Annotated in this window: 19 protein-coding genes; 7 read left to right on the top strand and 12 right to left on the bottom strand. The window is 67.8% G+C overall.

The window, feature by feature from the left end; translation table 11 throughout:
- On the bottom strand, positions 1–396 hold a 396-nt coding region (locus DW2_RS16960), incomplete at its 3' end, for an aminopeptidase P family N-terminal domain-containing protein (RefSeq protein WP_038148364.1).
- Between the two features lie 209 nt (positions 397–605).
- On the opposite strand from DW2_RS16960, the gene DW2_RS16955 reads away from it, so the two are divergent.
- Positions 606–1,601, top strand: coding sequence for an LLM class flavin-dependent oxidoreductase (locus DW2_RS16955; RefSeq protein WP_038148362.1), 996 nt, complete (start codon positions 606–608; stop codon positions 1,599–1,601).
- Positions 1,601–2,746, top strand: a complete 1,146-nt coding sequence (locus DW2_RS16950; protein WP_081875045.1) for an amidohydrolase — start codon at positions 1,601–1,603, stop codon at positions 2,744–2,746. Before DW2_RS16955 ends, DW2_RS16950 begins: the two co-directional genes overlap by 1 nt.
- Positions 2,747–2,756: 10 nt before the next feature.
- On the opposite strand, the gene cysN is transcribed toward DW2_RS16950, so the two are convergent.
- Positions 2,757–4,664 carry a sulfate adenylyltransferase subunit CysN gene (cysN, locus tag DW2_RS16945; RefSeq protein ID WP_038148360.1) on the bottom strand — a complete coding sequence of 636 codons (1,908 nt, stop codon included), beginning with the start codon at positions 4,662–4,664 and terminating at the stop codon, positions 2,757–2,759.
- Between the two features lie 44 nt (positions 4,665–4,708).
- A complete protein-coding gene (cysD, locus tag DW2_RS16940) occupies positions 4,709–5,614 on the bottom strand; it encodes a sulfate adenylyltransferase subunit CysD (protein ID WP_038148358.1) in 906 nt (301 codons plus the stop codon).
- 114 nt (positions 5,615–5,728) lie between these two features.
- On the opposite strand from cysD, the gene DW2_RS16935 reads away from it, so the two are divergent.
- A complete protein-coding gene (locus DW2_RS16935) occupies positions 5,729–6,715 on the top strand; it encodes a helix-turn-helix transcriptional regulator (protein WP_038148357.1) in 987 nt (328 codons plus the stop codon).
- Here DW2_RS16935 and DW2_RS16930 read toward each other — a convergent pair.
- Positions 6,712–7,461 (bottom strand): sulfite exporter TauE/SafE family protein, encoded by a 750-nt coding sequence (locus DW2_RS16930; protein ID WP_038148356.1) that lies wholly within the window; start codon positions 7,459–7,461, stop codon positions 6,712–6,714. The genes DW2_RS16935 and DW2_RS16930 overlap by 4 nt on opposite strands.
- Before the next feature lie 88 nt (positions 7,462–7,549).
- Here DW2_RS16930 and DW2_RS16925 point away from each other — a divergent pair, with 88 nt between their 5' ends.
- A complete protein-coding gene (locus DW2_RS16925) occupies positions 7,550–8,218 on the top strand; it encodes a FadR/GntR family transcriptional regulator (RefSeq protein WP_038148355.1) in 669 nt (222 codons plus the stop codon).
- A 2-nt stretch (positions 8,219–8,220) separates the two neighbouring features.
- Here the strand turns inward: DW2_RS16925 and acuI are convergent, their stop codons facing one another.
- From acuI to DW2_RS16895, 6 genes are all read right to left on the bottom strand, one after another.
- On the bottom strand, positions 8,221–9,213 hold the full coding sequence (gene acuI / locus DW2_RS16920; protein WP_038148354.1) for an acrylyl-CoA reductase (NADPH): 993 nt from the start codon (positions 9,211–9,213) through the stop codon (positions 8,221–8,223).
- Between the two features lie 11 nt (positions 9,214–9,224).
- Positions 9,225–9,866, bottom strand: coding sequence for an acrylate utilization transcriptional regulator AcuR (acuR, locus tag DW2_RS16915; protein WP_038148353.1), 642 nt, complete (start codon positions 9,864–9,866; stop codon positions 9,225–9,227).
- Positions 9,867–9,922: 56 nt separating this feature from the next.
- Positions 9,923–11,140 (bottom strand): efflux RND transporter periplasmic adaptor subunit, encoded by a 1,218-nt coding sequence (locus DW2_RS16910; protein WP_051856348.1) that lies wholly within the window; start codon positions 11,138–11,140, stop codon positions 9,923–9,925.
- 5 nt (positions 11,141–11,145) lie between these two features.
- Positions 11,146–13,509, bottom strand: coding sequence for an ABC transporter permease (locus tag DW2_RS16905; protein WP_051856345.1), 2,364 nt, complete (start codon positions 13,507–13,509; stop codon positions 11,146–11,148).
- 4 nt (positions 13,510–13,513) lie between these two features.
- Entirely contained in the window at positions 13,514–14,218 is a 705-nt protein-coding gene (locus DW2_RS16900) for an ABC transporter ATP-binding protein (RefSeq protein WP_038148352.1), read from the bottom strand.
- Positions 14,219–14,312: 94 nt separating this feature from the next.
- Positions 14,313–16,634, bottom strand: a complete 2,322-nt coding sequence (locus DW2_RS16895) for a Tex family protein (RefSeq protein WP_038148351.1) — start codon at positions 16,632–16,634, stop codon at positions 14,313–14,315.
- A gap of 236 nt (positions 16,635–16,870) precedes the next feature.
- Here DW2_RS16895 and DW2_RS16890 point away from each other — a divergent pair, with 236 nt between their 5' ends.
- The gene (locus tag DW2_RS16890; protein WP_038148349.1) at positions 16,871–18,493 is read left to right on the top strand and encodes a long-chain fatty acid--CoA ligase; all 1,623 of its coding nucleotides are present in this window, start codon (positions 16,871–16,873) and stop codon (positions 18,491–18,493) included.
- Positions 18,494–18,562: 69 nt separating this feature from the next.
- Entirely contained in the window at positions 18,563–20,230 is a 1,668-nt protein-coding gene (locus DW2_RS16885) for a SulP family inorganic anion transporter (RefSeq protein WP_038148348.1), read from the top strand.
- A 29-nt stretch (positions 20,231–20,259) separates the two neighbouring features.
- Here the strand turns inward: DW2_RS16885 and hemN are convergent, their stop codons facing one another.
- A complete protein-coding gene (gene hemN / locus DW2_RS16880) occupies positions 20,260–21,615 on the bottom strand; it encodes an oxygen-independent coproporphyrinogen III oxidase (RefSeq protein ID WP_038148347.1) in 1,356 nt (451 codons plus the stop codon).
- Between the two features lie 62 nt (positions 21,616–21,677).
- Here hemN and fnrL point away from each other — a divergent pair, with 62 nt between their 5' ends.
- A complete protein-coding gene (fnrL, locus tag DW2_RS16875; RefSeq protein ID WP_038148346.1) occupies positions 21,678–22,424 on the top strand; it encodes a transcriptional regulator FnrL in 747 nt (248 codons plus the stop codon).
- A 90-nt stretch (positions 22,425–22,514) separates the two neighbouring features.
- Here fnrL and DW2_RS16870 read toward each other — a convergent pair whose 3' ends face one another.
- Positions 22,515–23,354: a universal stress protein gene (locus DW2_RS16870; RefSeq protein WP_038148345.1), complete on the bottom strand. Its 840-nt coding sequence runs from the start codon at positions 23,352–23,354 to the stop codon at positions 22,515–22,517.
- Between the last annotated feature and the right edge of the window lie 225 nt (positions 23,355–23,579).

Below are 23,579 nucleotides of genomic sequence, written 5' to 3'. Positions count from 1 at the left end.
GGCGGTGAAGAAATAGGTCTCCATCTCGACCCCGATCCGCGCATCGCCATGGCCCATGATCCGCAGATGCGAGGCCAGGTCCTCCATCGGGTGCATGATGTCGGACTGCACCATCTGGTCGCGATAGGGCAGGATGAATTCCTCCTCCATCCAGACCGTGCGGCGTGCGCCGTTGCCGTCCATGCCGCGTCCCCACCAATAGGGTGCGCCATCGAGCGGCAGGATCACCCCCTGATGGACGTAGAAGGACCAGCCGTTATAGCCGGTGAGCCAGTACATGTTCGACGGGTTGGTGACGAAGAGCACGTCGATCCCCGCCTCGCTCATGGCCGCTCGGGTCTTGGCGATGCGGCGGTCATATTCGGCCTGGCTGAAGGGGGCGTTCTCGATGGGCATGGGCGGGGTCTTTCGGCTTGGGGTAACGGGGGCAGGGTGGGACGGGGTGCGAAGCCCCGTCAAGGGGGAAACCGTTTCGTGATCGCAAGGGTTTGGCAGGTGAGCCTTCCGCGTGCGCCGAGGCCTGTGCGGCGGCGCGCAGAGGGCGCGATTGACACCGAAGCGCGGCTCTGAAACCCCTTGAGCCTCAACGGAAAAGGACGCGCCCGATGAAGAGGTTTTCCCTGCTCGATCTCTCGCCCATTCCCGAGGGCGGAACGGCGGCCGACGCGCTGGCCAGCAGCGCCGCGCTCGCGCAGGCGGCGGAGGTCGCCGGCTATCACCGGTTCTGGCTGGCCGAGCATCACAATTTCCCCGGCATCGCGAGCGCCGCGACCGCGCTGGTGATCGGCCATGTCGCGGCTGCGACGCGCTCGATCCGGGTCGGTGCGGGCGGCATCATGCTGCCCAATCACGCGCCCCTGGTGGTGGCCGAGCAATTCGGCACGCTCGCGACACTCCATCCCGGCCGGATCGATCTGGGGCTGGGTCGCGCGCCGGGAACCGACATGGAGACGGCGCGGGCCTTGCGCCGGCACATGGCACCCGAGGACAGTTTCCCGAACGACGTGGTGGAGCTGATCGAATATCTCGAGGACGGGCCCGAGAGCGCGCCGGTGCGCGCGATCCCGGGGCAGGGCACGAATGTCCCGGTCTGGCTCCTGGGGTCGAGCCTCTATGGCGCGCAGCTCGCAGCCTATCTCGGACTGCCTTACGCCTTCGCCTCGCATTTCGCGCCCGCGATGCTCGAGGAGGCGCTCGAGACCTATCGCGCGACATTCCGGCCCTCCGAGCATCTCTCCGAGCCCTACGCGATGATGGCGGCGGGGCTGTTCGCGGCCGAGAGCGATGCGGAGGCGGCCTATCTGCGCTCGTCGCATCTTCTTGGCTTCGCGCGGCTGCGGATGGGCAAGCCCGGCAAGCTGCCGCGCCCGACCGAGGATCCCGGTGCAGGCATTCCCGCGCCCGTCCTCGCGCAGGCCGAGCAGGCGCTTTCGGTTTCGGCGGTGGGCGGCTCCGCGACGATCCGGGTCCAGTTTGCGGCCCTGATCGAACGCTACCGGCCCGACGAGTTGATGGTCACGGGGATGATCCACGATCCTGCCGCCCGGATCCGCTCCTTCGAGATCGGGGCCGAGGTGTTGCGCGCGTTGCAGGAAGGGTGATGCTGCGCAATGCCGATATCGTCGAGCTCGTCGCCTTGCGTCGCGCGCTCCATCGCCGTCCGGAAGTGTCCGGGGCGGAGGTCGAAACCGCGCGCACGATCGCTGCGGCGCTGTCTGAGCTCGCACCATCGCGGCTGGTACGGGGTTTGGGCGGGCATGGCGTGGCGGCGGTGTTCGACAGTGGCGCGCCCGGGCCCACGGTGATGTTTCGCGCCGAGCTCGACGCGCTGCCGATCCCGGAGAGGCCCCACGTTGCGTGGGTGTCCGAAATCGCCGGCGTGTCTCATGTCTGCGGCCATGACGGGCATATGGCCATGCTGATGGGGCTGGGGCGTCTGATCGCGCAGCGTCCGGTTGCGCGCGGTCGGGTGGTTCTGATGTTCCAGCCCGCCGAGGAGACGGGAGAGGGCGCGCGGGCGGTCACGCGCGATCCCGGTTTTGCCGCGCTCGCCCCCGACTATGCCTTTGCGATCCACGGGCTGCCCGGACTGCCCTTCGGCACGGTCGGCATGCGGCCGGGGCTGATGAATTGCGCCTCGGTGGGGGTGAAGATCCGGCTTCTGGGAAAGACGGCTCATGCGGCCGAGCCCGAGGCGGGGCGCTCGCCGATGCGGGCCTTGGCGTCGCTCGTGCCGAGGCTCGAGGCGCTCGGGCCGGGCGGGGCGCTCGATGGTGATTTCCGGCTGGTGACCCTGACCCATCTGGGCGTGGGCGAGCCGACATTCGGGATCGCGCCGGGCGAGGGGGTGCTGCACGCGACCTTGCGGGCGGCGCGTGACGAAAGCCTCGCCGCGCTCGAAGACGAGCTTCGTGCACAGGTCGGTGAGGCGGCGCAGGCTGCGGGGCTGGAGGTCGAGATCTCCGAACACGACCGGTTCGCCGCCTCGATCAACGATCCCGAAGCCACCGCGATCGCGCGCGCCGCGATGGAGGCCCTCGGGATGATCCATCACGCGCAGGGCGTGCCGATGCGCGCCTCGGAGGATTTCGGTCTCTTCGGGCGCACGGCGAAGGCGGCGATGCTGTGTCTCGGCGTGGGCGAAGAGGCGCCCGCGCTGCACAATCCCGATTACGATTTCCCCGATGATCTGATCCCGCTCGGCGCGCATCTCTTCGAGCGGATCGCACGCGATCTGCTCGGGTAAGAGGCGCGGGTCAGGGGATCAGCCGGGCGATGATCAGGTCGGCGGCCTCTTCTGCATCCATCGTCGTGGTGTCGATCCGGATTTCCGGGGTCTCGGGCGCCTCGTAGGGCGAGTCGATGCCGGTGAAGTTCTTCAACTGGCCCGAGCGCGCCTTGGCGTAGAGCCCCTTCACGTCGCGCGCCTCCGCCACCTCCAGCGGCGTGTCGATGAAGATCTCGATGAATTCGCCCGGCTGCATCATCGAGCGCACCATCTCGCGCTCGGCGCGGAAGGGCGAGATGAAGGCGGTGATCACGATCAGCCCCGCATCGGTCATCAGCTTCGCGACCTCGCCGACGCGGCGGATGTTCTCCACGCGGTCGGCCTCGGTGAAGCCCAGATCCTTGTTCAGCCCGTGGCGCACGTTGTCGCCGTCGAGCAGGAAGGTGTGGCGGTTCATCCGCGCGAGCTTCTTCTCGACGATATTGGCGACGGTGGATTTGCCCGAGCCCGACAGGCCGGTCAGCCACAGCACGGCGGGCTTCTGGTGTTTCATGTTGGCATGATGCTCGCGGCCGATATCGGTCGCCTGCCAATGGATGTTCTGCGCCCGGCGCAGCGCGAAGTTGATCATCCCCGCGGCCGCGGTCTGGTTCGTCAGCTTGTCGATCAGGATGAAGCCGCCGAGGTCACGGTTCTCGGCGTAGGACGCGAAGGGGATCTCGCGGTCGGTGGTGATGTTGGCCACACCGATCGCGTTGAGATCGAGCGTCTTCGTCGCCAGATGCTCCTGCGTGTTGACGTTCACCTCGTATTTCGGCTGCGCGACCGTTGCCGAGACGGTCTGGGTTCCGATCTTGAGCCAGTAGGCGCGCCCCGGCAGCAGCTCGTTCTCGTCCATCCAGACGATGGTAGCCTCGAACTGGTCGGCCACCTCGAGCGGCTCCTGGGCCGCCACGATCACCTGCCCGCGCGAGCAGTCGATTTCGTCTCTCAGCGTCAGCGTCACGGATTCACCCGCCACCGCGATATCGCGATCGCCCTCGAGGCTCACGATCCGCGCGATCTTCGAGGTCTTGCCCGAGGGCAGGACTCGCACCGAGTCGCCCGGCCGCACCGTGCCGCTCGCGATCAGCCCCGCGAAGCCGCGAAAATCGAGATTGGGCCGGTTCACCCATTGCACCGGCATCCGGAACGGGCGTTCCTGATCGGCGGTTCCGTCCACCTCGACGGCTTCGAGATGGGGGAGCAGCGAGGGTCCGTCATACCAGGGCGTGTTCGCGCTCGGTCCGGTGATGTTGTCGCCCTTGAAGCCCGAGATCGGGATCGGCGTGAATTCCGCGATGCCGATGCTCTGGGCGAAGGCGCGGTACTCGGCCACGATCTCGTCGAAGACGGAGTGGTCGTAGCCGACCAGATCCATCTTGTTCACCGCGAGCACGATATTGCGGATGCCCAGAAGGTGCACGAGATAGGAATGGCGCCGGGTCTGGGTCAGCACCCCCTTGCGCGCGTCGATCAGGATCACGGCGAGATCGGCGGTGGAGGCGCCGGTGACCATGTTGCGGGTATATTGCTCGTGGCCGGGGGTGTCGGCGACGATGAACTTGCGCTTCTCGGTCGCGAAGAAGCGATAGGCCACGTCGATCGTGATACCCTGTTCGCGCTCGGCGGCGAGCCCGTCCACGAGAAGCGCGAAGTCGATTTCCTGGCCTTGGGTGCCGACGCGCTTGCTATCGGCCTCCAAAGCCGCCAGCTGATCCTCGAAGATCATCTTGCTGTCATAGAGCAGCCGCCCGATCAGCGTCGATTTTCCGTCATCGACCGAGCCGCAGGTGATGAAGCGCAGCATGGTCTTGTGCTGATGCGCCTCGAGATAGGCGTCGATATCCTGCGCGATCAGCGCGTCGGTCTTGTAGATCGGGTCGTTCTTCGTCATGTCGGGCTCACCTGAAAAGGGCGGGTAAGGGCGCGAAACGGGGCTCAGAAATAGCCTTCCTGTTTCTTCTTCTCCATCGAGGCGGCCTGATCGTGGTCGATCGCGCGGCCCTGGCGCTCGGAGGTGGTGGTCAGCAGCATTTCCTGAATGACTTCCTGCAAGGTCTGCGCCTCGCTCTCCACCGCGCCGGTCAGCGGGTAGCAGCCGAGCGTCCGGAAGCGCACCGAGCGCATCACCGGCTCTTCGCCCTCGCGCAGCGGGAAGCGGTCGTCATCGACCATCAGGATCAGCCCGTCGCGCTCCACCGTCGGGCGCGGGGCCGAGAAATAGAGCGGCACGATCTCGATGCCCTCGAGGTGGATATATTGCCAGATATCCAGCTCGGTCCAGTTCGAGATCGGGAAGACGCGGACGCTCTCGCCCTTGGATTTCTTCGCATTGTAGAGGCGCCAAAGTTCGGGGCGCTGGTTCTTCGGGTCCCAGCGGTGATTGGCCGAGCGGAAGGAGAAGACGCGTTCCTTCGCGCGGGATTTCTCCTCGTCGCGGCGCGCACCCCCGAAGGCCACATCGAAGCCGTGTTTATCCAGCGCCTGTTTCAGCCCTTCGGTCTTCCACATGTCGGTATGCAGCGAACCGTGATCGAACGGGTTGATGCCATTGGCCTTCGCCTCGGGGTTCTGGTGCACGATCAGCTCCATCCCTGCCGCTTTCGCCGCCTTGTCGCGCAGCGCATACATGTCGCGGAATTTCCAGGTCGTATCCACATGCATCAGCGGGAAGGGCGGCGGCGAGGGGTAGAAGGCCTTCTTCGCCAGATGCAGCATCACCGCGCTGTCCTTGCCGACGGAATAGAGCATCACCGGGTTTTCCGCCTCGGCAACCACTTCGCGCAGGATGTGGATGCTCTCGGCTTCGAGGCGTTGCAGGTGGGTGAGGGTTTTCTGGCTCATGGGAAGGTCTTTGTCTGGACGCGTTTTCCCCCGTATAGGGAGCGGGTTTGACTGGATAACCTCCCAAATGGGGGGTAATTTGGGCGCATGTTGGGCATTTCCGAAGAGACAGCCTTGGTCAACGCGCTCTTCGCCGCGGCGAGCGGCGCAGACGGCGCAGACGGCGCGGCGTGGGAGGCGTTTCTCGACCGGCTGTGCGTGGCGACCCATGCCGATGGTGCGGGGTTGCAGCTCGGCGCCACGGCGTCGGGCGCCGCGAACTGGCGGGTCGGGAAGATCGTGATGCCGGACCCGGACCGGTTGCGCGCGATGCGCCGCGACCGGGTCTATTCGCAGATCGACCTGCCGGGTGCGGAGAGCTGGCCCGACCCGCTGCGTGCGTTGAAGGTGCACGAGGGGGAGGCGGGGCAGGCGGTTCTCGCGATTTCCCGGCCCCTGCGCGATTTCCGCGCGGCTGAGGCGCTGCATCTGACCCATCTTGCGCCGCATCTGGGGCAGGCCGCCCGGATCTGGACGCAACTCGGGGGCGAGCGATCGCGCGCCGCACGCCATCTCGGAGCGGCCGCCGCGCTCGGGGCGGGCTGGATCGTGCTCGGTCCGACCGGGGCGGTGCTCGATCTCGATCCGCAGGTCGCGCGCCGTCTCGAGGCGGAAGGCTGGATCCGGTTTCGGATCGGGGCGCGTCCGGAATTTGCCGAGGCCGATGCGGCACTCGCCTTCCGCCAGGCGCTCGCGGAACTTGCGGTCGGAAGGGCGGCGGGGCGGCCCATCGAACTCTCGGACGATCCGCCCGCGCATCTGTGGATGCAACCGGGAGAGTGGCACGGCGCGCCCGCTCTGATCGGGCATCTGCGCCAGGCCCCCGTGGCACGGGCGGTTTCGGTGGAGCGGGTCGCGGCGCATCTCGATCTCAGCCGGTCCGAGGCGCGGCTCGCCATGCATCTATGTGACGGGCTGAGCCTGCGCGAGGCGGCCGATCAGCTCGGCTGGACACTCGAGACCGCGCGCTCGGTCTCGAAGCGGATCTTTGCCCGGGCCGGGGTGAACGGCCAGACCGGGCTGCTGCGCAAGATGCTGACCGGCACGCTCTGGTTCGGTTAGCCGCGCAGGAAGAACACCACGGCCATTCCGAGCCCGACCAGGAGGATGAAGGCGCGCAACAGCGCGATATTGGTGATCCGCTTCGACAGATGCGCGCCGAGCCAGCCGCCCGTGGCGCTTGCCAGCCCCAGCACGAGCACCGCATGCCAGTCGATCAGCCCGGCCGCCGCGTAGGTCGCGACCGAGACGAGCGAGAGCACCGCCGAGACGAGGTTCTTCAGCCCGTTCATCGCATGCAGATCGGTGAAGCCGATCAGCCCGAAGGCGGCGAGCAGCATGATCCCGAGGCCGCCATTGAAATAGCCGCCATAGATCGTGACCGCGAGAAGGAGCGCGAAGGCCACGGGGAAGCTCAGGCTGCGCCCGCCGCGCCGCAGGCTCTTCAGCAGGGCGGGGCCGAAGGCGAAGACCGAGGTGGCCAGAAGCAGCAGCCACGGCACGACGCCCGCAAAGAGCTTTTGCGGGGTCGCGAGCAGCAGCATCGCGCCCAGAAATCCGCCCAGTACGGCGGCGACCAGCACCGCGCGCATCCCCATCGGGCCGCGGTGGCGCAGCTCGTGACGGAAGGCCCAGGCGCTGCTCAGATAGCCCGGAAGCGCGGCCAGCGTCGCCGTCGCATTGGCCGAGATCGGCGGCACGCCGGTCCAGACCAGCGCCGGGAAGGAAATGAAGGTGCCCCCGCCCGCGACCGCATTGAGCGCGCCCGCCGCGAGGCCTGCGAGGACGAGGATGAGGATCTGCTCCATCTGGCTGTGCCTTTTTCTTGCGAGAATCGAGATGGCTCATTGCAGATCGCGGGAATGGTCTGCAAATTGGTCTGAAATCGGGGGCGGGATGTCACGCAAAGGCAGGTCAGAGGTTCTGGAGCGGTTGCGCGCGCTCGTGGGCGAGGCCGAGGGGCGTCTGCCTGCCGAACGCACGCTTGCCGCGCAGATCGGCTGCAGCCGCGAGACGCTGCGGGCGGCGCTCGCGGTGCTGGAGCAGGAGGGCGCGATCTGGCGCCATGTCGGGCAGGGGACCTTCGCGGGTCCGCCGCCGCGCGGTCATCTCGTGCGCGAGCAGATCCTGATCGAGGCGACCTCGCCCGCGCAGCTGATGCAGGCGCGGCTGATGATCGAGCCGCCCGTGGCGGCCCATGCGGCGCGCGCGGCCTCTTCCGCCGATCTCGGTTATTTGCGGAACCTCGTCGAGGAGGGGAGGTGCGCGGGCGACCGTCGGACCTGCGAGGAAGCCGATGCGCGCTTTCATCGGGGCATTGCCGAGGTGGCGGGCAATCCGGTTCTGCTCGGGGTGCTCGATTATCTCGCAGGCGCGCGCCGGCGCGCCGCCTGGCAGCGCGAATGGGAGCGCACCTATCGCCGGCTCGGCGTTGCGGAATTCACCGGGGCGCACAGCGCCCAGCACGGGGCGATCGTCGCCGCCATCGCCGCGCGCGACCCGTCCGGGGCCGAGGCGGCGATGCGCGACCATCTTCAGACGATCGAGGCGGCGATGCGCGCGTGAACTCAGCCGAGATCGGGCGCGACGGGGACGACGATCCGACCCTTCACCTTCCCCTCGAGGAATTTCGGCGCGACCGAGACGACATCTTCCAGCGCAACCTCGGTGACCATCTCCTCGAGCTTGCCCATGTCGAGATCGCTCGCGAGCCGTTCCCAGGCGGCGATCCGGTCCTCGCGCGGGCACATCACGCTGTCGACGCCCGCCAGGGTCACGCCGCGCAGGATGAAAGGCGCAACCGAGCTGGGCAGGTTCATGCTGCCGGCCAGCCCGCAGGCCGCGACCGTGCCGCGATAGGTCATCATCGAGATCACGTTGGCCAGCACCTCGCCGCCCACCACATCGACCGCGCCCGCCCAGCGTTCCTTGCCCAGAGGGCGCGGCTTGCCGGTAAGCTCCTCGCGGGGGACGATCGACGCCGCGCCGAGCGATTTGAGATAGGCTTCCTCCTCGGGGCGGCCGGTCACCGCGGCGACGGTGAAGCCCTTCGCCGCGAGCAGCGCGGTCGCGACGCTGCCCACGCCGCCCGTCGCGCCGGTCACCACGACCTCGCCGCGATCGGGCGTCACCCCATTCGCTTCGAGCGCCATCACACACAGCATCGCCGTGTAGCCCGCCGTGCCGATCGCCATCGCCTGGCGCAGCGAGACGCCCGCGGGCAGTTTCACCAGCCAGTCGCCTTTCAGATGCGCGCGGCCCGCCAGACCGCCCCAGTGTTTCTCGCCCACGCCCCAGCCGTTGAGAACGACCCGGTCGCCTTCCGTGAAATCGGGATGGCGGCTCTCGCGCACGATCCCCGAACAGTCGATCCCCGGCACCATCGGGAAGGTGCGCACGACGGGCGCCGCCCCGGTGATCGCGAGCGCGTCCTTGTAGTTGAGCGTCGAGAAGGCGACATCGACCGCGACATCGCCCTCGGCCAGCGGCGGCAGCTCGATCTCCTTGAGCCCGACAGTCTGCGTCTCGCCGGTCTTCTCGATCAGAATGGCTTGCGTCATGGAACGTCCTTTCAGCAGGTTGCGAGCCGCTCGAACCCGGCGGCGAAGCGCCGGAGCGGCCCGGGGTTGCGTTCGAGCTTGGCGCGCAGCACCGCGCCTTCCCAGCCCGTCCAGAAAAACTCAGCGAGCGCGTCGGGGTCGTGATCGGCGGAGACCTCTCCGGTCGCCTGTCCCTCGCGCAGGCACGCGGCGGTCGGCGCCTGCCAGCTTTCGAGCACGGCGATGAGGCGCGTGCGATAGCCTTCGGGCAACGCCGCCATCTCCTGCCCGAGATTGCCGATCAGGCAGCCGCGCCGGAACCCGAATTTCGCCATGCCGGCCTCGGCGATCACGGTGAAGGCGCGCAGCCGCGCAAGCGGTCGCAGCTCGCGGCGGTCGAGCGAGCGCAGGAGCTTGTCCCGAAAATACTCGCCATAGGCGTCGATCAATGCTTCGCCGAAGGCGGCCTTCGAGGCGAAGTGATAATAGAAACTACCCTTGCTCACGCCCGCCGCGGTGACGATCTCGTCGATCCCGACGCTGGTATAGCCGCGCTCGGTCAGGTGGACGAGCCCGGCCCGGATCAGCGCCTTGCGCGCGGCCTGTTCAGCCGGACCGCGCCGGGGGCGGCCCCTCGGGCGGGGCAGGTCTGATGGCGGCGCGGATGCGGTCATGGAAATTAATTATACCAACCGGTATGCGAAATAAAGACGCGGTTTTCGTGCCGGTTTCAGCTCGCGATGCGGGGCGCGACGCGGGCACCGTCGGCAAGGCCTTCGACCGGGTAGAGCACGACCTGATCGCCCTCCGAGAGCCCCGAGGTGACCTCGGCCACCTGACCGTTATCGGTGCCGATCTCGACGGGGATCTCGTGCGCCCTTCCATCCTTCACCCGGAAGACCGCCCAGCCGGAACCGCGCCGGAACAGCGCGCTCGAGGGCACGCGCAGAGCGTCCTGCGCCTGCCAGACGACGATCCCCACCGTCACCTGAAACCCGTGCCCGAGCCCTTCGCGCCGCGCCGGATCGCCGGTGAAGCCGATGACGACACCCACGCGCTGTTCCTCGACGCCGAGTGCGGAGACCTTGGTGACGCCCGAGGGGTCGATCCGCTCGACCTTGCCTTCGAGCACGTTCGGCCCGCCCCAGTCGGTGATCTCGACCGGGTCGCCGACGCGCACGCGCACCGCGTCGCGCGAGAGAAGATCGGCGACCACTTCGAGCCCGTCGGATATATTGCCGATCTCCATGATCGGGGTGCCGGCCGCGAGCACGGTCTCGCTCTCCCTGAGGATCTGCAACACCGTCCCGGAGGCCGGGGCATAGAGCGGGATCGCGTCGGCCGCCTCGCCATTGCTGGCCGCGGCATCGTTTTGCAGGACCGACTGCGCGCTGGCCACGGCGGCCTCGCGCATCGCGATGGCGGCTTTCGCGGCCGCCTCCTGGGCTTCGGCGTAATCGGCGGTCACCTGATCGCGGTCGAGCACGGACTGGCTGATCGTGCCCGAGAGCGCAAGCCGCTGCGACCGGGCGAGATCGGCCTCGGCCTGCGCGCGCTTGGCGACGGCCGCGCGGTAATCTCCCTCGGCCGCGCTCAGTGCGGCTTTCGCCTCGGCAAGCGCGGCCTCGGCCTGGGCGCGGCTGCGCGCGTCGAGCACCGCCGGAAGGGCCGGGCGCATCCGCGCGACCACGGTCTCTCCCTTCACGACCGGATCGCCGACATGGATGTCGAGGCGCTCGAGACGACCGCTGACCGGGGCGGAGACGGTGAAGGCCTCGTTCACCCGCGTGCGCCCGTCATCCTCGATCACCAGCTTCATCGGCCCGCGCGACACGATGCCGGTGTCGACGGGTTGCGGCTGGGGCCAGAACAGGGCGGCGAGCGCGCCCGCGGTGATCAGCGCGACAAGGATCGGGATGAGCCAGCGGGTCCGGGGTTTTGGGGTCACGAAATTCAGTCCCTTGCCTTGAGTGCCGCGACCATGTTCACCCGATCCAGCGCGCGGCGCAACATGAGGATCGAGGCCAGCATCGCACCGATGACGACCAGCACGGCAACGGCGATGCTGGGCAGGTCGAAGGGGACGCTGATCCGATAGAGTTCGTTCGAGAAGGCGATCGCGATGAGCTTCGCGAGGCTCCAGCCGAGCCAGGTGCCCAGCGGAAGCGCGATCGCCACCATCACCGCGATCTCCCCGGCGAGCACCAGGGCCACCTCGCCACGGGTGAAGCCCAGCACGCGCAGGCTCGCAAGTTCATGCGTGCGCTCGGCGAAGGCGTTGCGCGCGGCGTTGTAGACGATGCCGAAACTCAGCACGAAAGCGATCGCCCCGAAGATGAAACGCATCTGGCCGGCGCCCTCGTCGGCGATCTTCTTGAACGCTTCGAAGGTATCGGACTTGATCGACACCCCGGCGACCCCGGGACGCTCGCGCAACGCGTGGAGCAGCGCGGCCGAGGGCTTGCCGGTGGTGCGGATCGCGACGGAGGTGATCCGGTCGGGCTCTCCGATGACACGGGTGAGCGCGTCGAGCCGCATATAGGCCGGCGCGCCCAGCAGCGTGTCGGAGATCGCGGCGACCGGCAGGGTCAGATCGCGGCGTCGGCCACCGGTCACCTTGGCCGAGATCGGGTCGCCGGGCTGGAGGCCGAGCCGCTCGGCGAGCCCGCGCGACAGGACCACCCCGCGCGCGGGCGGGGTGATCGGATCGAGATCCGGGGTGAGCGCGCGGCTCAGCGTCGCCCCCTCGGGCAGGCCGGTGAGCTCGCCGCGATGGGTGATGAGCCCGTTGCGGAACAGCACCGGGACGCTGCGTTGCGGCTCGGCGGAAAGAACGCCGGGCAGATGGGCGATCTCATGGACCACATCGCGCGAGACGGGGCGGGTGAAGGCGACCACCGCGTCGGAGCGATCGGCAAAGCCGAAAGTGACGGCCATCGTGTGATCGAACCCGGCATAGATCATCAGCATCGCCATGTTGAGCGCGAGCCCGGCCGAGACCCCGGCGATCGTGCCGAGGCTGCGGATCGGCTGGCGCGTGATCTGGCGCAGGATCATCCGTCCGGGCTGGTCGAGCGGGCGGGCCATGAGCGACAGGATCCCGGTGCGCCCATGGGTGAAATCCGGCGGGGCGGGGGGGCTCATCGCCTCGGCCGGGGTCAGCCGGAAGACGGTGCGCAAGGCGATCGCCGCCCCGAGCGCGGCCGCGATCAGGCTGAAGGCGATCCCGCTCGCGAAGGGGCCGGGGCGCAGGCTGAAGACGAGATAGGGGAACTTGTAGAATTCCATGTAGACGCCCGTCAGCGCCCGTCCGGCCATCAGCCCGAGCAGGCAGCCGAGAGCGGCTCCCGCCAGCGCGATCAGGAAGGCGAGTTCGAGATAATGCCCCCCGATCTCGGTCCCCCCGTGTCCGAAGGCCTTCATAAGACCGATCTCGCGCCGCTCGGCCTGAACGATCCGTGTGATCGTCACGTTGAGCAGGAAGGCCGCCACCGCAAGGAAGATCGGCGGCAGGAACAGGCTCGAACGCTTGAGCTGGGTGAGTTCCTCGTTGATGAAGCGCGCCGAGGTCTGCTGGTCCTGCAAGAACCCCGCGCCGCCCCCATAGGGGCCGAGGAGGCGGTCGAGATCGGCGAGCACGGCCTCGGAGGGGCGCGCCCGGGTCGTCAGCACCAGCGCCTCGTTGAACGCGCCTTCGAGATCGAGCACCGCCGCGGCGGCCTTGCGTTCCATCCAGATCACCGCGAAGCGCCCGTCGAGCGGGAAGAACTCGCCCGGCGCGGGCATGAAGAGAAATTCGGGCGCGCGGGCGAGGCCCACCACGCGCAGCCGCAGGTGCCGCCCCTCGACGGTGACGCCGATATGGTCGCCGAGCGCGACACCGCGTGCGGTCGCGAAACTGTCGAGCAGAACGACCTCGTCGCTGCGCCCCGCGACCGGCATCCGCCCCGCTTTCATCAGGATGCCGTTGAGCCCGGCCGGACCGGGCAGCGACAGGATCTGGGCGCGCACCGGTTCGCCGCCATCGCCTTCGACGCGGCCATAGCCGCTCACCCGCCCTTCCGCGGCCAGCACGCCGGGCAGGGCGGAGACCTTTTCCATCATCGCATTCGGGGCGCGGGTGACGGGTTCGAAGATCTGGGCGAGACGGTGGCGCTCGAAATAGGCGTCGCGGGTATCGGTGAGCGTGTCGCTGAGGCCGCTCATCATCACCTGCACCATCACGCCCACGGCGACCACCGACGCGATCGCGAGGGCCTGCGCGCGGATGCGCCAGAGGTCGCGGGCCAGCTTGCGGTGGAGGACCGTCAGAGCCATCGCCTCACCACTCGATATCGGCGGGAGCGGCGCGGGTCTCGTTCGTGATCGTCTCGCGCAGCTGGCCGTCGGTGAAATGCAGGACGCGGTGCGCCATCGCAGCGGTCGCGGCGGCATGGGTCACGATCAGCACGGTCGTACCCAGTTCGCGGTTCACATCATCGAGCACCTGCAGGACGCGCCGGCCGGTCGTGCTGTCGAGCGCCCCGGTCGGCTCGTCGCAGAAAAGGACCTCGGGCCGCTTGGCCACCGCGCGTGCGATCGCGACGCGTTGCTGCTCGCCGCCCGACATCTGCGCGGGGAAGTGATCGAGCCGCCCCTCGAGCCCGACGAGCCCCAGAGCCTCGCCCGCATCCATCGGATCGCGGGCGATCTCGGTGACGAGCTCGACATTCTCGCGCGCGGTCAGGCTCGGCATCAGGTTGTAGAACTGGAAGACGAAGCCGACATGGCTGCGGCGATATTGCGTGAGGGCGCGGTCGGAGAGGTCGGTCAGACAGGTCTCGCCGAACCAGGCTCGGCCCGCGCTGGCCCGGTCGAGCCCTCCCAGGATGTTGAGAAAAGTGGATTTTCCGCTGCCCGACGGGCCGAGCAGCACCACGACCTCGCCGCGCGGGATCTCGAGGGTGACCTCGCGCAGTGCATGGACCGCGGCCGGACCCTCGCCATAGGTCTTGCTCAGGACTTCGGTGCGATAGGCGGGCTGCAAACGGGCTCTCCCTGGTCTCTCGGGCCGGAGGGCCCGCGACGATCAGAGCACAGCGCCCGGGGACAGTCAAAGCCTCGCAGGACGCCCGTGACGATCAGCGCGGTTTCATCGCCGCGCGCAGCGCCGCCCCGAGCGCACCATTCTCCGGCCCGTCTGCGCGCGGGGGCTGCGGGGCTTTCGGCTTGCCCTTGCCGCGCGGCGCGGATCCGCCCTTCGGCGCGCGGTCCTCGGGGCCGGATTGCTTGCGCATCGTGAGGCCGATCCGCTTGCGCGCCACATCGACCTCGGTCACGCGCACCCGCACCACGTCGCCCGCCTTCACCACCTCATGCGGATCCTTGACGAAGCGGTCGGCGAGCTGGCTGACATGGACGAGCCCGTCCTGATGCACCCCGATATCCACGAAGGCGCCGAAGGCGGCCACGTTGGTCACCGTGCCTTCGAGGCTCATGCCGGGCTTGAGATCCTTGATGTCCTCGACCCCGTCGGTGAACTGCGCGGTCTTGAAGCTCGGACGCGGGTCGCGGCCGGGTTTCTCGAGTTCGGCGATGATGTCGCGCACGGTCGGCAGGCCGAAAGTCTCGGTGACGAAATCCTCCGCGCGCAGTCCTTTCAGCACCGAGGGCTGGCCCATGATCTCGCGGATGTCGCGGCCGCAATTCTTCACGATCCGGCGGGCGAGCTCATAGGCTTCGGGGTGGACGGAAGAGGCGTCGAGCGGTTCCTTTCCGTCGCGGATGCGCAGGAAGCCCGCGCATTGCTCGAAGGCCTTCGGGCCGAGCCCCGCCACCTCCATCAGCGCGCGGCGCGACGGGAAGGCCCCATGCGCGTCGCGATGGGCGACGATGGCCTGCGCGAGCGCGGGGCCGAGCCCAGCCACCTGCGCCAGAAGCGGGGCCGAGGCGGTGTTGAGATCCACGCCCACCGCGTTCACCGCATCCTCGACCACCGCCTCGAGAGCCTGCGACAGCCGCCGCTGGTCCACGTCATGCTGGTACTGGCCCACGCCGATGCTTTGCGGCTCGATCTTCACCAGTTCGGCCAGCGGGTCCTGCAGGCGTCGCGCGATCGAGACCGCCCCGCGCAAGGACACGTCGAGATCGGGAAATTCGCGCGCGGCCAGTTCCGAGGCGGAATAGACCGATGCCCCGGCCTCCGAGACCACCACTTTCGTCGGCGCACGCACACCCTGAGGCAAGAGCTTGAGCGTTTCGGCGACCATCCGCTCGGTCTCGCGGCTCGCGGTGCCGTTGCCGATCGCGATCAGGTCGATCCCGTGGCGCTTGACCATCTCGACGATCTTCGCCTGCGCCCCGCGCAGATCCATCTTCGGCTGGAACGGGTAGAGCGTCGCGGTCTCGAGAACCTTGCCCGTCGCATCGACCACCGCGGCCTTCACCCCGGTACGGATGCCGGGATCGAGCCCGAGCGTCGCGCGCGGACCGGCCGGAGCCGCCAGCAGCAGATCCTTGAGGTTGCGCGCGAAGACCTTGATCGCCTCGTCATGCGCGCGCTGGCGCAATTCGCCCAGCAGATCGACATAGAGCGAGACCGAGAATTTCACCCGCCAGGCCCAGCGGGCCACGTCGCGCAGCCACAGATCGCCCGGACGGCCCGCGCTGGTGTCGAGAACGGTGGCGACGATCCCGATCGCGCGCACCTCGCCGGTCTCGGGATCGGGCGCGATCTCCATCGTCACCACCTCTTCCTTCGCCGCCCGAAGGATCGCGAGCGCCCGGTGGCCGGGGATATCGGCCCATTTCTCGCGATGGTCGAAATAGTCCGAGAACTTCGCGCCGGCCTCTTCCTTGCCGGGCACCACGCGGGCGGTGATGAAGGCCTCGGTGCGCATGAAGTCGCGCAGGCGCCCGAGCAGGTCGGCGTTTTCCGACAGTTCCTCGGTCAGGATGTCGCGTGCGCCGTTGAGTGCGTCCTTCACGCTCGGCACGGCTTCGGTGACATAGGCCTCGGCCAGTGTCTCGGGCGCGCTCGCGCGATCTTCCTGAATCGCGCGCAGCAGCGGCTCGAGCCCGTTCTCGCGCGCGATCATCGCCTTGGTGCGGCGCTTGGGCTTGAAGGGAAGGTAGATGTCCTCGAGCGTCGCCTTGCTCTCGGCCTGCGCGATCGACCGCGCCAGATCGTCGGTCAGCTTGCCCTGCTCGCGGATCGAGTTGACGATCGTCTCGCGCCGCGCCTCGAGTTCGCGCAGATAGGAAAGGCGATCCGAGAGCAGCCGCAATTGCGTATCGTCGAGCCCGCCCGTCACCTCCTTGCGGTAGCGCGCGACGAAGGGCACCGTCGCGCCGCCGTCGAGCAGCCCGATCGCAGCGCTCACCTGCGAGGGCGCGGCGGAGATGTCGCGGGCGATGGTCTGCGCGATACGGGCTTGGACGGGGGCGGAATCGGTCTGGGCCAAGGGTGTCTCCTCATGCATTCGGGCTGCCAGCTTTAGCGAGCCGGCGCGGCGCGGCCAAGGGGGCGCGCGGGTCGCGATGTTAAGCGCGTCGGACATGCGCGAGGCGCCGCCTGTGACGCACCGTTATCCCGCGCGGCATGGTATCCGCACTTTTCAGCGGCGCGGCGCTCGATCACTCTTCGCGCCGAGCACGTGTCCTTGAGGAGGGATGCGCTGTCCGTTTCAGGGAGGATGCGATGACTTCGATGATGCATATGCCGCTCTTGATCAGTGCGCTGGCCGATCACGCCGCGCGCCATCACGGGGATGCCGAGATCGTCTCGGTCGAGACCACCGGTGGGATCGAGCGCGCGGACTGGGCCACGGTGGTCAGCAATGCGCGCGCGCTCGCCTCGGCGCTCGAGATGCGGGGCGTGACGCGGGGAGATCGCTGCGCCACGATCGCGTGGAACAACCGCCGCCATCTGGAGATCTATTTCGGGGTGTCGGGCGCGGGCTTCGTCTGCCACACGATCAACCCGCGCCTCGCGCCCGAGCAACTGGCCTATATCGTCAACGACGCCAAGGACCGGGTGCTGTTCTTCGACCGGACCTTCCTGCCGCTCGTCGCCGCGATCCGCGACAAGCTGGCGACGGTGCGCGATTTCGTTCTGATGGGGCCGCGTGACGATGCAGTGGCCGCACAGTTCGATGGGCTTCTCTTCTATGACGAGCTGATCGAAGGGGGCGATGCGGATTACGCCTGGCCCGAGCTCGAGGAAACCGCGCCTTCCTCGCTGTGCTACACCTCCGGCACGACCGGCCAGCCGAAGGGCGTGCTCTATACCCATCGCTCGACCGTGCTGCATTCGATGGGTGGCAACCAGCCCGACGGGCTCGCGCTCTCGGCCGTCGACACGGTGCTGCCGGTGGTGCCGATGTTCCACGTCAATGCCTGGGGCGTGCCCTATATCGCGGCGATGGTGGGCTCGAAACTGGTCCTGCCGGGGCCCAATCTCGATGGCGAGAGCCTCGCGCGGCTGATCGATGCCGAGGCGGTCTCGATCGCGCTCGGCGTGCCGACGATCTGGATGGGGCTCCTGGCCGGGCTCGAGGCGACGGGCTCGAAGGCCGAGAGCCTCAAGCGCACGGTGGTTGGCGGCTCGGCACTCCCGCCCTCGATGATCGCCGAGTTCCGCGACAAGTACGGGGTCGAACTGATTCATGCCTGGGGCATGACCGAGACCTCGCCGCTGGGCACGGTCAACCAGCTCCTGCAGAAGCATCAGGCGCTCGGGGTGGAGGCGCAGGAGGAATTGCGGCTGGGGCAGGGGCGGCCGCCATTCGGCGTCGATCTGCGGCTCGTCGATGCCGAGGGGCATGTCCTGGGCGCCGACGGGAGGACGCAGGGCGAGCTGCAGATCCGCGGCCACTGGATCGTCGATACCTATTTCGGGGAGGAAAAAAGCGCGCTCACCGTCGATGGCTGGTTCGATACCGGCGATATCGCGACGCTCGACCCGAACGGCTACATGGTGATCCGCGACCGCTCGAAGGACATCATCAAGTCGGGTGGGGAATGGATTTCGACGGTGGAGCTCGAGAATATCGCGATCGCCCATCCCGGCGTCGCCAATGCCGCCGCGATCGCCGCGAAACACGACAAATGGGGCGAGCGGCCGGTACTCGTGGTCCAACGTGCGATCCGCTCGGAGATGAGCGGGGCCGAGATCCTCGCCAGCTATGCCGGGAAGGTCCCGAGCTGGCAGGTGCCCGACAAGGTGATCTTCGTGGAGACGCTTCCGCTGGGCAGCACCGGCAAGGTCGTCAAGGCGAAGCTGCGCGACGAGTACGGCGACGTCCTGCTCGGGAAGCGGTGAGGCGCGGGCCGGATCGGGGCCTTTCGCGGCGCCTATTGCGGGCGGGCCGCGCCGGTTTATGATCCCGACATGACGCCGAACCCGCCCCTGTTCCCGAGCCTGCGCGATGCGCATCCGCGCCGCGATCTCGTCGCGGGCGTGACATTGATGGCGATCGCGATCCCCGAACAGCTTGCGACGGCGCAACTTGCCGGGGTGCCCGCGGCTCAGGGGCTGATCGTCTTTGCCGTGGCCGCGCTGGTGATGCTGGTCGTGACGCGGGACCGGGCTCTTTCGGTGGGGGCGGATTCCACTATCGCCCCCCTGATTGCGGCGACCCTCGCGGCCAGCGGTGCGGTGCCCGGCGATGCGGCTCTGCTGGCGGGCATGGTGGGGCTGGGCATGCTTGCGATCTATGCGCTCCGGCTCGAATGGGTGGCGGAACTTCTCTCGAAGGCGGTCGCGGCGGGGATGCTCGCGGGGATCGCGGTGCATATTCTCGTGGGCAGGTTGCCGACCGCGCTCGGCCTTCCCGCCCATGCCGGGAGCCCGACGCAGACCCTTCGGCTCGTCCTGGGAGACCTGTCCGAGATCCGGTTTGCGCCGCTCGCGATGGCACTTGGCGTGGCGGGGCTCGCGATGCTGGGCGCTCGGGCCAACAAGCGCTTTCCCGCGGCGCTTCTGGCGCTGATCGGGGCGGTGGGCGTCGCGGCGGTGATGGACCCGCAAGGTGCGCTTTTCCCGCGGGTACAGGCTGCCTCGGGGAGTGTCGGGCTTGCCTTCCCGGACCTGAGTGCGGAGCGCGCCGTCACGCTTCTGCCGACCGCGCTGAGCGTCCTGTTCCTCTGCCTCTCCCAGACCACGATCGTGCTGCAAACGGGCGGGCAGACCGAGCCCGCGGCGCGGCGCAACGCTTTCGGGGCGATCGGGCTGGCCAATCTGGCGGTGGCCGCGATCGGCGGGTTCGGGGTCAACAGCAGCCCGCCGCGCACCCAGCTTCTGCGCGAGGCGGGCGCGCGCTCGCAATTGGCGGGGGGATTTGCGGCCCTCGTCGGGCTCGCGCTGATCTGGACGGGGGCGGGGCTGATCGAGCGACTGCCCGCCGCGGCTCTGGCCGGGATCCTCGTCTTCATCGCGCTGCACCTGCTTGGTGCCGCGCGCCTGCGCGACCTGATGCGGCGCAGCCCGTCCGAGGGGCTGATCGCGCTTGCGACCTTTGCCTTGGTGATCGGGCTGCCGCTCAATAGCGGGTTGCCGCTCGCGATCCTGCTGTCGCTCGTCTATGCCTCGCTGCCGCTCTTCCAGTCGGATGTGGTCGAGCTGCGCAACGTGCCGGGAACGAGCATCTGGTGGCACCGTCCCGAAGGTGCGCCGGGCACCGCCCGGGACTGGCCCGAGGTTCTGGTGCTCGGCCTCACCTCGCCGGTGAATTTCGCCAATGTCGCATCGATCGTCGCGCGGATCCGCGAGCGGATCGCCGAGGGACCGGCCCCGCGACTGGTCGTGCTGGAATGCGCCGGGGTGCTGGCGGTCGATCTTTCGGGAGCGGATCGGCTGGGCGATCTGGTCGAGGATCTGCGCGGGAAGGGGATCTCGGTCGCGATGGCAAGGCTCGAATCCGCGCATGCCCAGAGGGATCTCGACCGCAGCGGTTTCCTGGAGCGGCTCGGGCGCGACAATTTCTTCCAGTCGGTGAGCGAGGCGGTCACGGCCTGGCGCGCGCGCCATCCCGAGATCGACACGGCCGCCGCGAAGTGACGCCGTGCCGATCCGGGACGCGTTGCCGTTCAGATCGCCGAACTGTGGCCCGCTTTCGACAGATCATAGGCGTCGAAATGACGCGCGATCATGCGGGTGAGCGGGCGCCCCTGGACCGGGATGGAAAGCCCGTCATCGCGCAATTCGACCATCTCGCCGAAATGGTCCGCACAGGAACGAAGCATCGCGTCCAGGGCGTCCGGATCGGCGTCGAAATCGCGGATCAGCTCTGCCCGGCTGACGTGGAAATCGCACATCAGCGCTTCGATGAGCCGGGCGCGCATCTTGTCCTCGCCCCGGAATTCATGCCCGCGCGCGGTTGAGAAATGCCCTTCGCGGATCGCGCCGACATGGGCGGAGGTGGCGGGGGCGTTCTGCGCGTAGCCCTGCGGGAAGCGCGAGATCGACGAGGCTCCGAGCCCCACCAGAACCTCGGCGAGATCGTCGGTATAGCCCTGGAAGTTGCGCCGCAGCTTGCCGGTCTTCCGGGCGATCGACAGCCCGTCGGTGGGCAGCGCGAAATGGTCGATCCCGATCGCGTCGTAGCCATCCGCCTCGAACAGTTGCTGCGCGACCTCGAAAAGCTTCAGTCGCTCTTGCGGCGTCGGCAGATGGTCGGAGGGGATCAGGTTCTGCCGCCGCGCCATCCAGGGCACATGGGCGTAGCCGTAAAGGGCCACCCGGTCGGGGCCGAGCGAAAGCAGCTTCTGGACGGAATCCGCGATCTTGGTCGGCGTCTGATGCGGCAGGCCGTAGAGAATGTCCGCATTCAGGCTCGCGACCTCGCGTTCGCGGAGCATGTCGACGGCGGCCTTGGTGATCTCGTAGCTCTGGTTGCGTCCGATCACGCCCTGGATGATCGGGTCGAAATCCTGAATGCCGATCGAGGCGCGGTTCATCCCCGAGGCCGCGAGCGCGTTCATACGCTCGGCGTCGATTTCGTTCGGGTCGATCTCGACCGAGAATTCGGCATTCTCGCCCATCGGAACGGTGTCGAAGATCGCGTCCGCCAGGCGGCGAATCATATCCGCCGGCATCAGGGTCGGCGTGCCGCCGCCCCAGTGGAGCCGCGACAGGCTGACGCGGGCAGGGAGCCGCGCCCGGAGCAATTCGAGTTCCTGAAGCAGCGTCTCGGCATAGGCCTGTACCGGCGCCTCGCTTTGCGTGCCCTGGGTGCGGCAGGCGCAAAACCAGCACAACCTGCGGCAGAAAGGGACATGCATATATAGCGAAATCGCGCTTCCTTCGGGAATGGCCTCGATCCATTCCTCGAATTTCGCGGGCCCGACCTCGGCCGAAAAATGCGGCGCGGTCGGGTAACTCGTATAGCGGGGGACCCGTGCGTCGAAAAGGCCGAGCCGGGTCAGTTGCGATTCTTGTGTCATGGTCGTATCTTATCCGCGAAAATGCGCGACAGAATTTGACCCAGATCAAGCCCAGAGCACACATGCCACACGATGACGCAAAACTCGTCTCGCTGAATTGCGGAGACTGCCCGATCCGTCACCGTGCGGTCTGTGCCCGCTGTGAGACCGATGAGCTCGAAGAGCTTGAAAGGATCAAGTATTACCGGAGTTTCGAAGCCGGTCAGACGGTGATCTGGGCCGGAGACCAGATGGATTTCGTGGCCTCGGTCGTCTCCGGCATCGCAACGCTCACGCAAACGCTCGAAGACGGGCGCACGCAGATGGTGGGCCTGCTGCTGCCGTCGGATTTCGTGGGCCGCCCGGGGCGTTCGCGCGCTGCCTATAACGTGATCGCGACGACCGACATCCTGATGTGCTGCTTCCGCCGCAAGCCCTTCGAGGACATGATGGAGCACACGCCCCATATCGCCCAGCGGTTGTTGCAGATGACGCTCGACGAACTCGACGCCGCGCGCGAATGGATGCTGCTTCTGGGCCGCAAGACCGCGCGCGAGAAGATCGCGTCGCTGCTGTCGATCGTGGCGCGGCGCAACGCCTCGATCCAGATGCGCGCCTCCGAAAGGGACATGACCTTCGATCTTCCGCTCACCCGGGAGGCGATGGCCGATTACCTCGGGCTGACGCTCGAAACCGTGAGCCGGCAAATGTCGGCGCTCAAGCGCGACGGGGTGATCGAGCTGCAGGGCAAGCGCCATGTGCGGGTTCCCGACATGGACCGGCTGCTGCTCGAGGCGGGCGACGACAGCGACGGCGGCTTCATCATTTGAAACCAACGATGCTCTCGCGGCGCCTCGGCGCCCGGACGGCAAAGAAAAACGGCGCTCTTCCGAGCGCCGTTTTCCGTTCTGCAGGCCGGATCAGTGCGCCATGATCACCGGGACTTCGGCAAGTTCCAGCATGTTGCGGGTCGCGCCGCCCAGGATCGCCTCGCGGAAGCGCGAATGGCCGTAAGCGCCCATCACGATCGCATCGGCATTGGAATCGCGCACATGGCGGTTGAGGACGTCCGAGATGCGCGGCATCGTCTTGGCGAGCACCGAAACCTCGGTATGCACCCCATGGCGCGCGAGCATCTGGCTGAGTTGACCGCCCGGATCGGACCGTTCGGGCCCGTGTGCCGGCGGGTCGATGACGACGATATCTACCAGATCGGCCGATTTGAGGATCGGCAGGGTCGCTCGCACCGCGCGCATGGCCTCATGCGACTGGTTCCAGGCAAGGACGACCCGGCGCGCCGGCATGTCGCCGTTATATTTGTCGGGAACGATCGCGACGGGCACCTGGCCCTCGAAGAGTGCGGCCTCGACCGAGGCCTCAAGTTCCGGGCCCCGGCCTTCGCCATAGGGGCGGCCCATCACCACGAGATCGGCAAAACGTGCGCGCTGGCCGACCACCGTCGGCATCGCACCGATCTGCGACACGACCGCGTCGACGCCCCAGCGGATGTCCTCTGCGTCAAGCTTTGCGCGCACCGCGGCTTCGGCCGCGCGGGCGTCTGCCTGCGCGCGATCCATCGTTTCCTGCTGCACGAAAGCGGTGGCGCCCGCGTAATAGTACCCGGTCTGGGTCCGGTCCACGCCGAGGCAGAGCACGTCGAGATGAGCATCGCGCCGACGCGCGATCGCGACCGCGGCGTCAAGCTGCGTTGCCGCCGCCTTCGCATCGGTGATGATTGTGAGTAGCGTTTTGTAGGCCATTGGTCCCGTCCTTGCAGAAAGCATCATGCGTTTCGGAAAAAAGACTAGCGAGCCGTGTTCCGCATGACTTTGACTAGGATCAAGCGTTACATATACAACTCACGAGACTGCGACGAAAGCGCACAGCCGGATCGCGAGTATTTGATGCAGATCAAGGCATCGTGCATACCGTCGGAACAAAAGGAATCCAGTCACACTCGTGGCGGATTCTCTTTTACGAGACGG

This window comes from Thioclava atlantica (genome assembly GCF_000737065.1).
Lineage (GTDB): Bacteria > Pseudomonadota > Alphaproteobacteria > Rhodobacterales > Rhodobacteraceae > Thioclava > Thioclava atlantica.
Note: the sequence above shows the minus strand (reverse complement) of the source record. Positions and strands in the feature narration are given on the sequence as shown.

Excerpts from the sequence above, each read along its gene's own strand:
- DW2_RS16955 (WP_038148362.1), top strand. The coding sequence starts at position 606 with ATGAAGAGGTTTTCCCTGCTCGATCTCTCGCCCATTCCCGAGGGCGGA.
- DW2_RS16950 (WP_081875045.1), top strand. The coding sequence starts at position 1,601 with ATGCTGCGCAATGCCGATATCGTCGAGCTCGTCGCCTTGCGTCGCGCG.
- cysN (WP_038148360.1), bottom strand. The coding sequence starts at position 4,664 with ATGACGAAGAACGACCCGATCTACAAGACCGACGCGCTGATCGCGCAG.
- cysD (WP_038148358.1), bottom strand. The coding sequence starts at position 5,614 with ATGAGCCAGAAAACCCTCACCCACCTGCAACGCCTCGAAGCCGAGAGC.
- DW2_RS16930 (WP_038148356.1), bottom strand. The coding sequence starts at position 7,461 with ATGGAGCAGATCCTCATCCTCGTCCTCGCAGGCCTCGCGGCGGGCGCG.
- DW2_RS16925 (WP_038148355.1), top strand. The coding sequence starts at position 7,550 with ATGTCACGCAAAGGCAGGTCAGAGGTTCTGGAGCGGTTGCGCGCGCTC.
- acuI (WP_038148354.1), bottom strand. The coding sequence starts at position 9,213 with ATGACGCAAGCCATTCTGATCGAGAAGACCGGCGAGACGCAGACTGTC.
- acuR (WP_038148353.1), bottom strand. The coding sequence starts at position 9,866 with ATGACCGCATCCGCGCCGCCATCAGACCTGCCCCGCCCGAGGGGCCGC.
- DW2_RS16905 (WP_051856345.1), bottom strand. The coding sequence starts at position 13,509 with ATGGCTCTGACGGTCCTCCACCGCAAGCTGGCCCGCGACCTCTGGCGC.
- DW2_RS16890 (WP_038148349.1), top strand. The coding sequence starts at position 16,871 with ATGACTTCGATGATGCATATGCCGCTCTTGATCAGTGCGCTGGCCGAT.
- DW2_RS16885 (WP_038148348.1), top strand. The coding sequence starts at position 18,563 with ATGACGCCGAACCCGCCCCTGTTCCCGAGCCTGCGCGATGCGCATCCG.
- hemN (WP_038148347.1), bottom strand. The coding sequence starts at position 21,615 with ATGACACAAGAATCGCAACTGACCCGGCTCGGCCTTTTCGACGCACGG.
- fnrL (WP_038148346.1), top strand. The coding sequence starts at position 21,678 with ATGCCACACGATGACGCAAAACTCGTCTCGCTGAATTGCGGAGACTGC.
- DW2_RS16870 (WP_038148345.1), bottom strand. The coding sequence starts at position 23,354 with ATGGCCTACAAAACGCTACTCACAATCATCACCGATGCGAAGGCGGCG.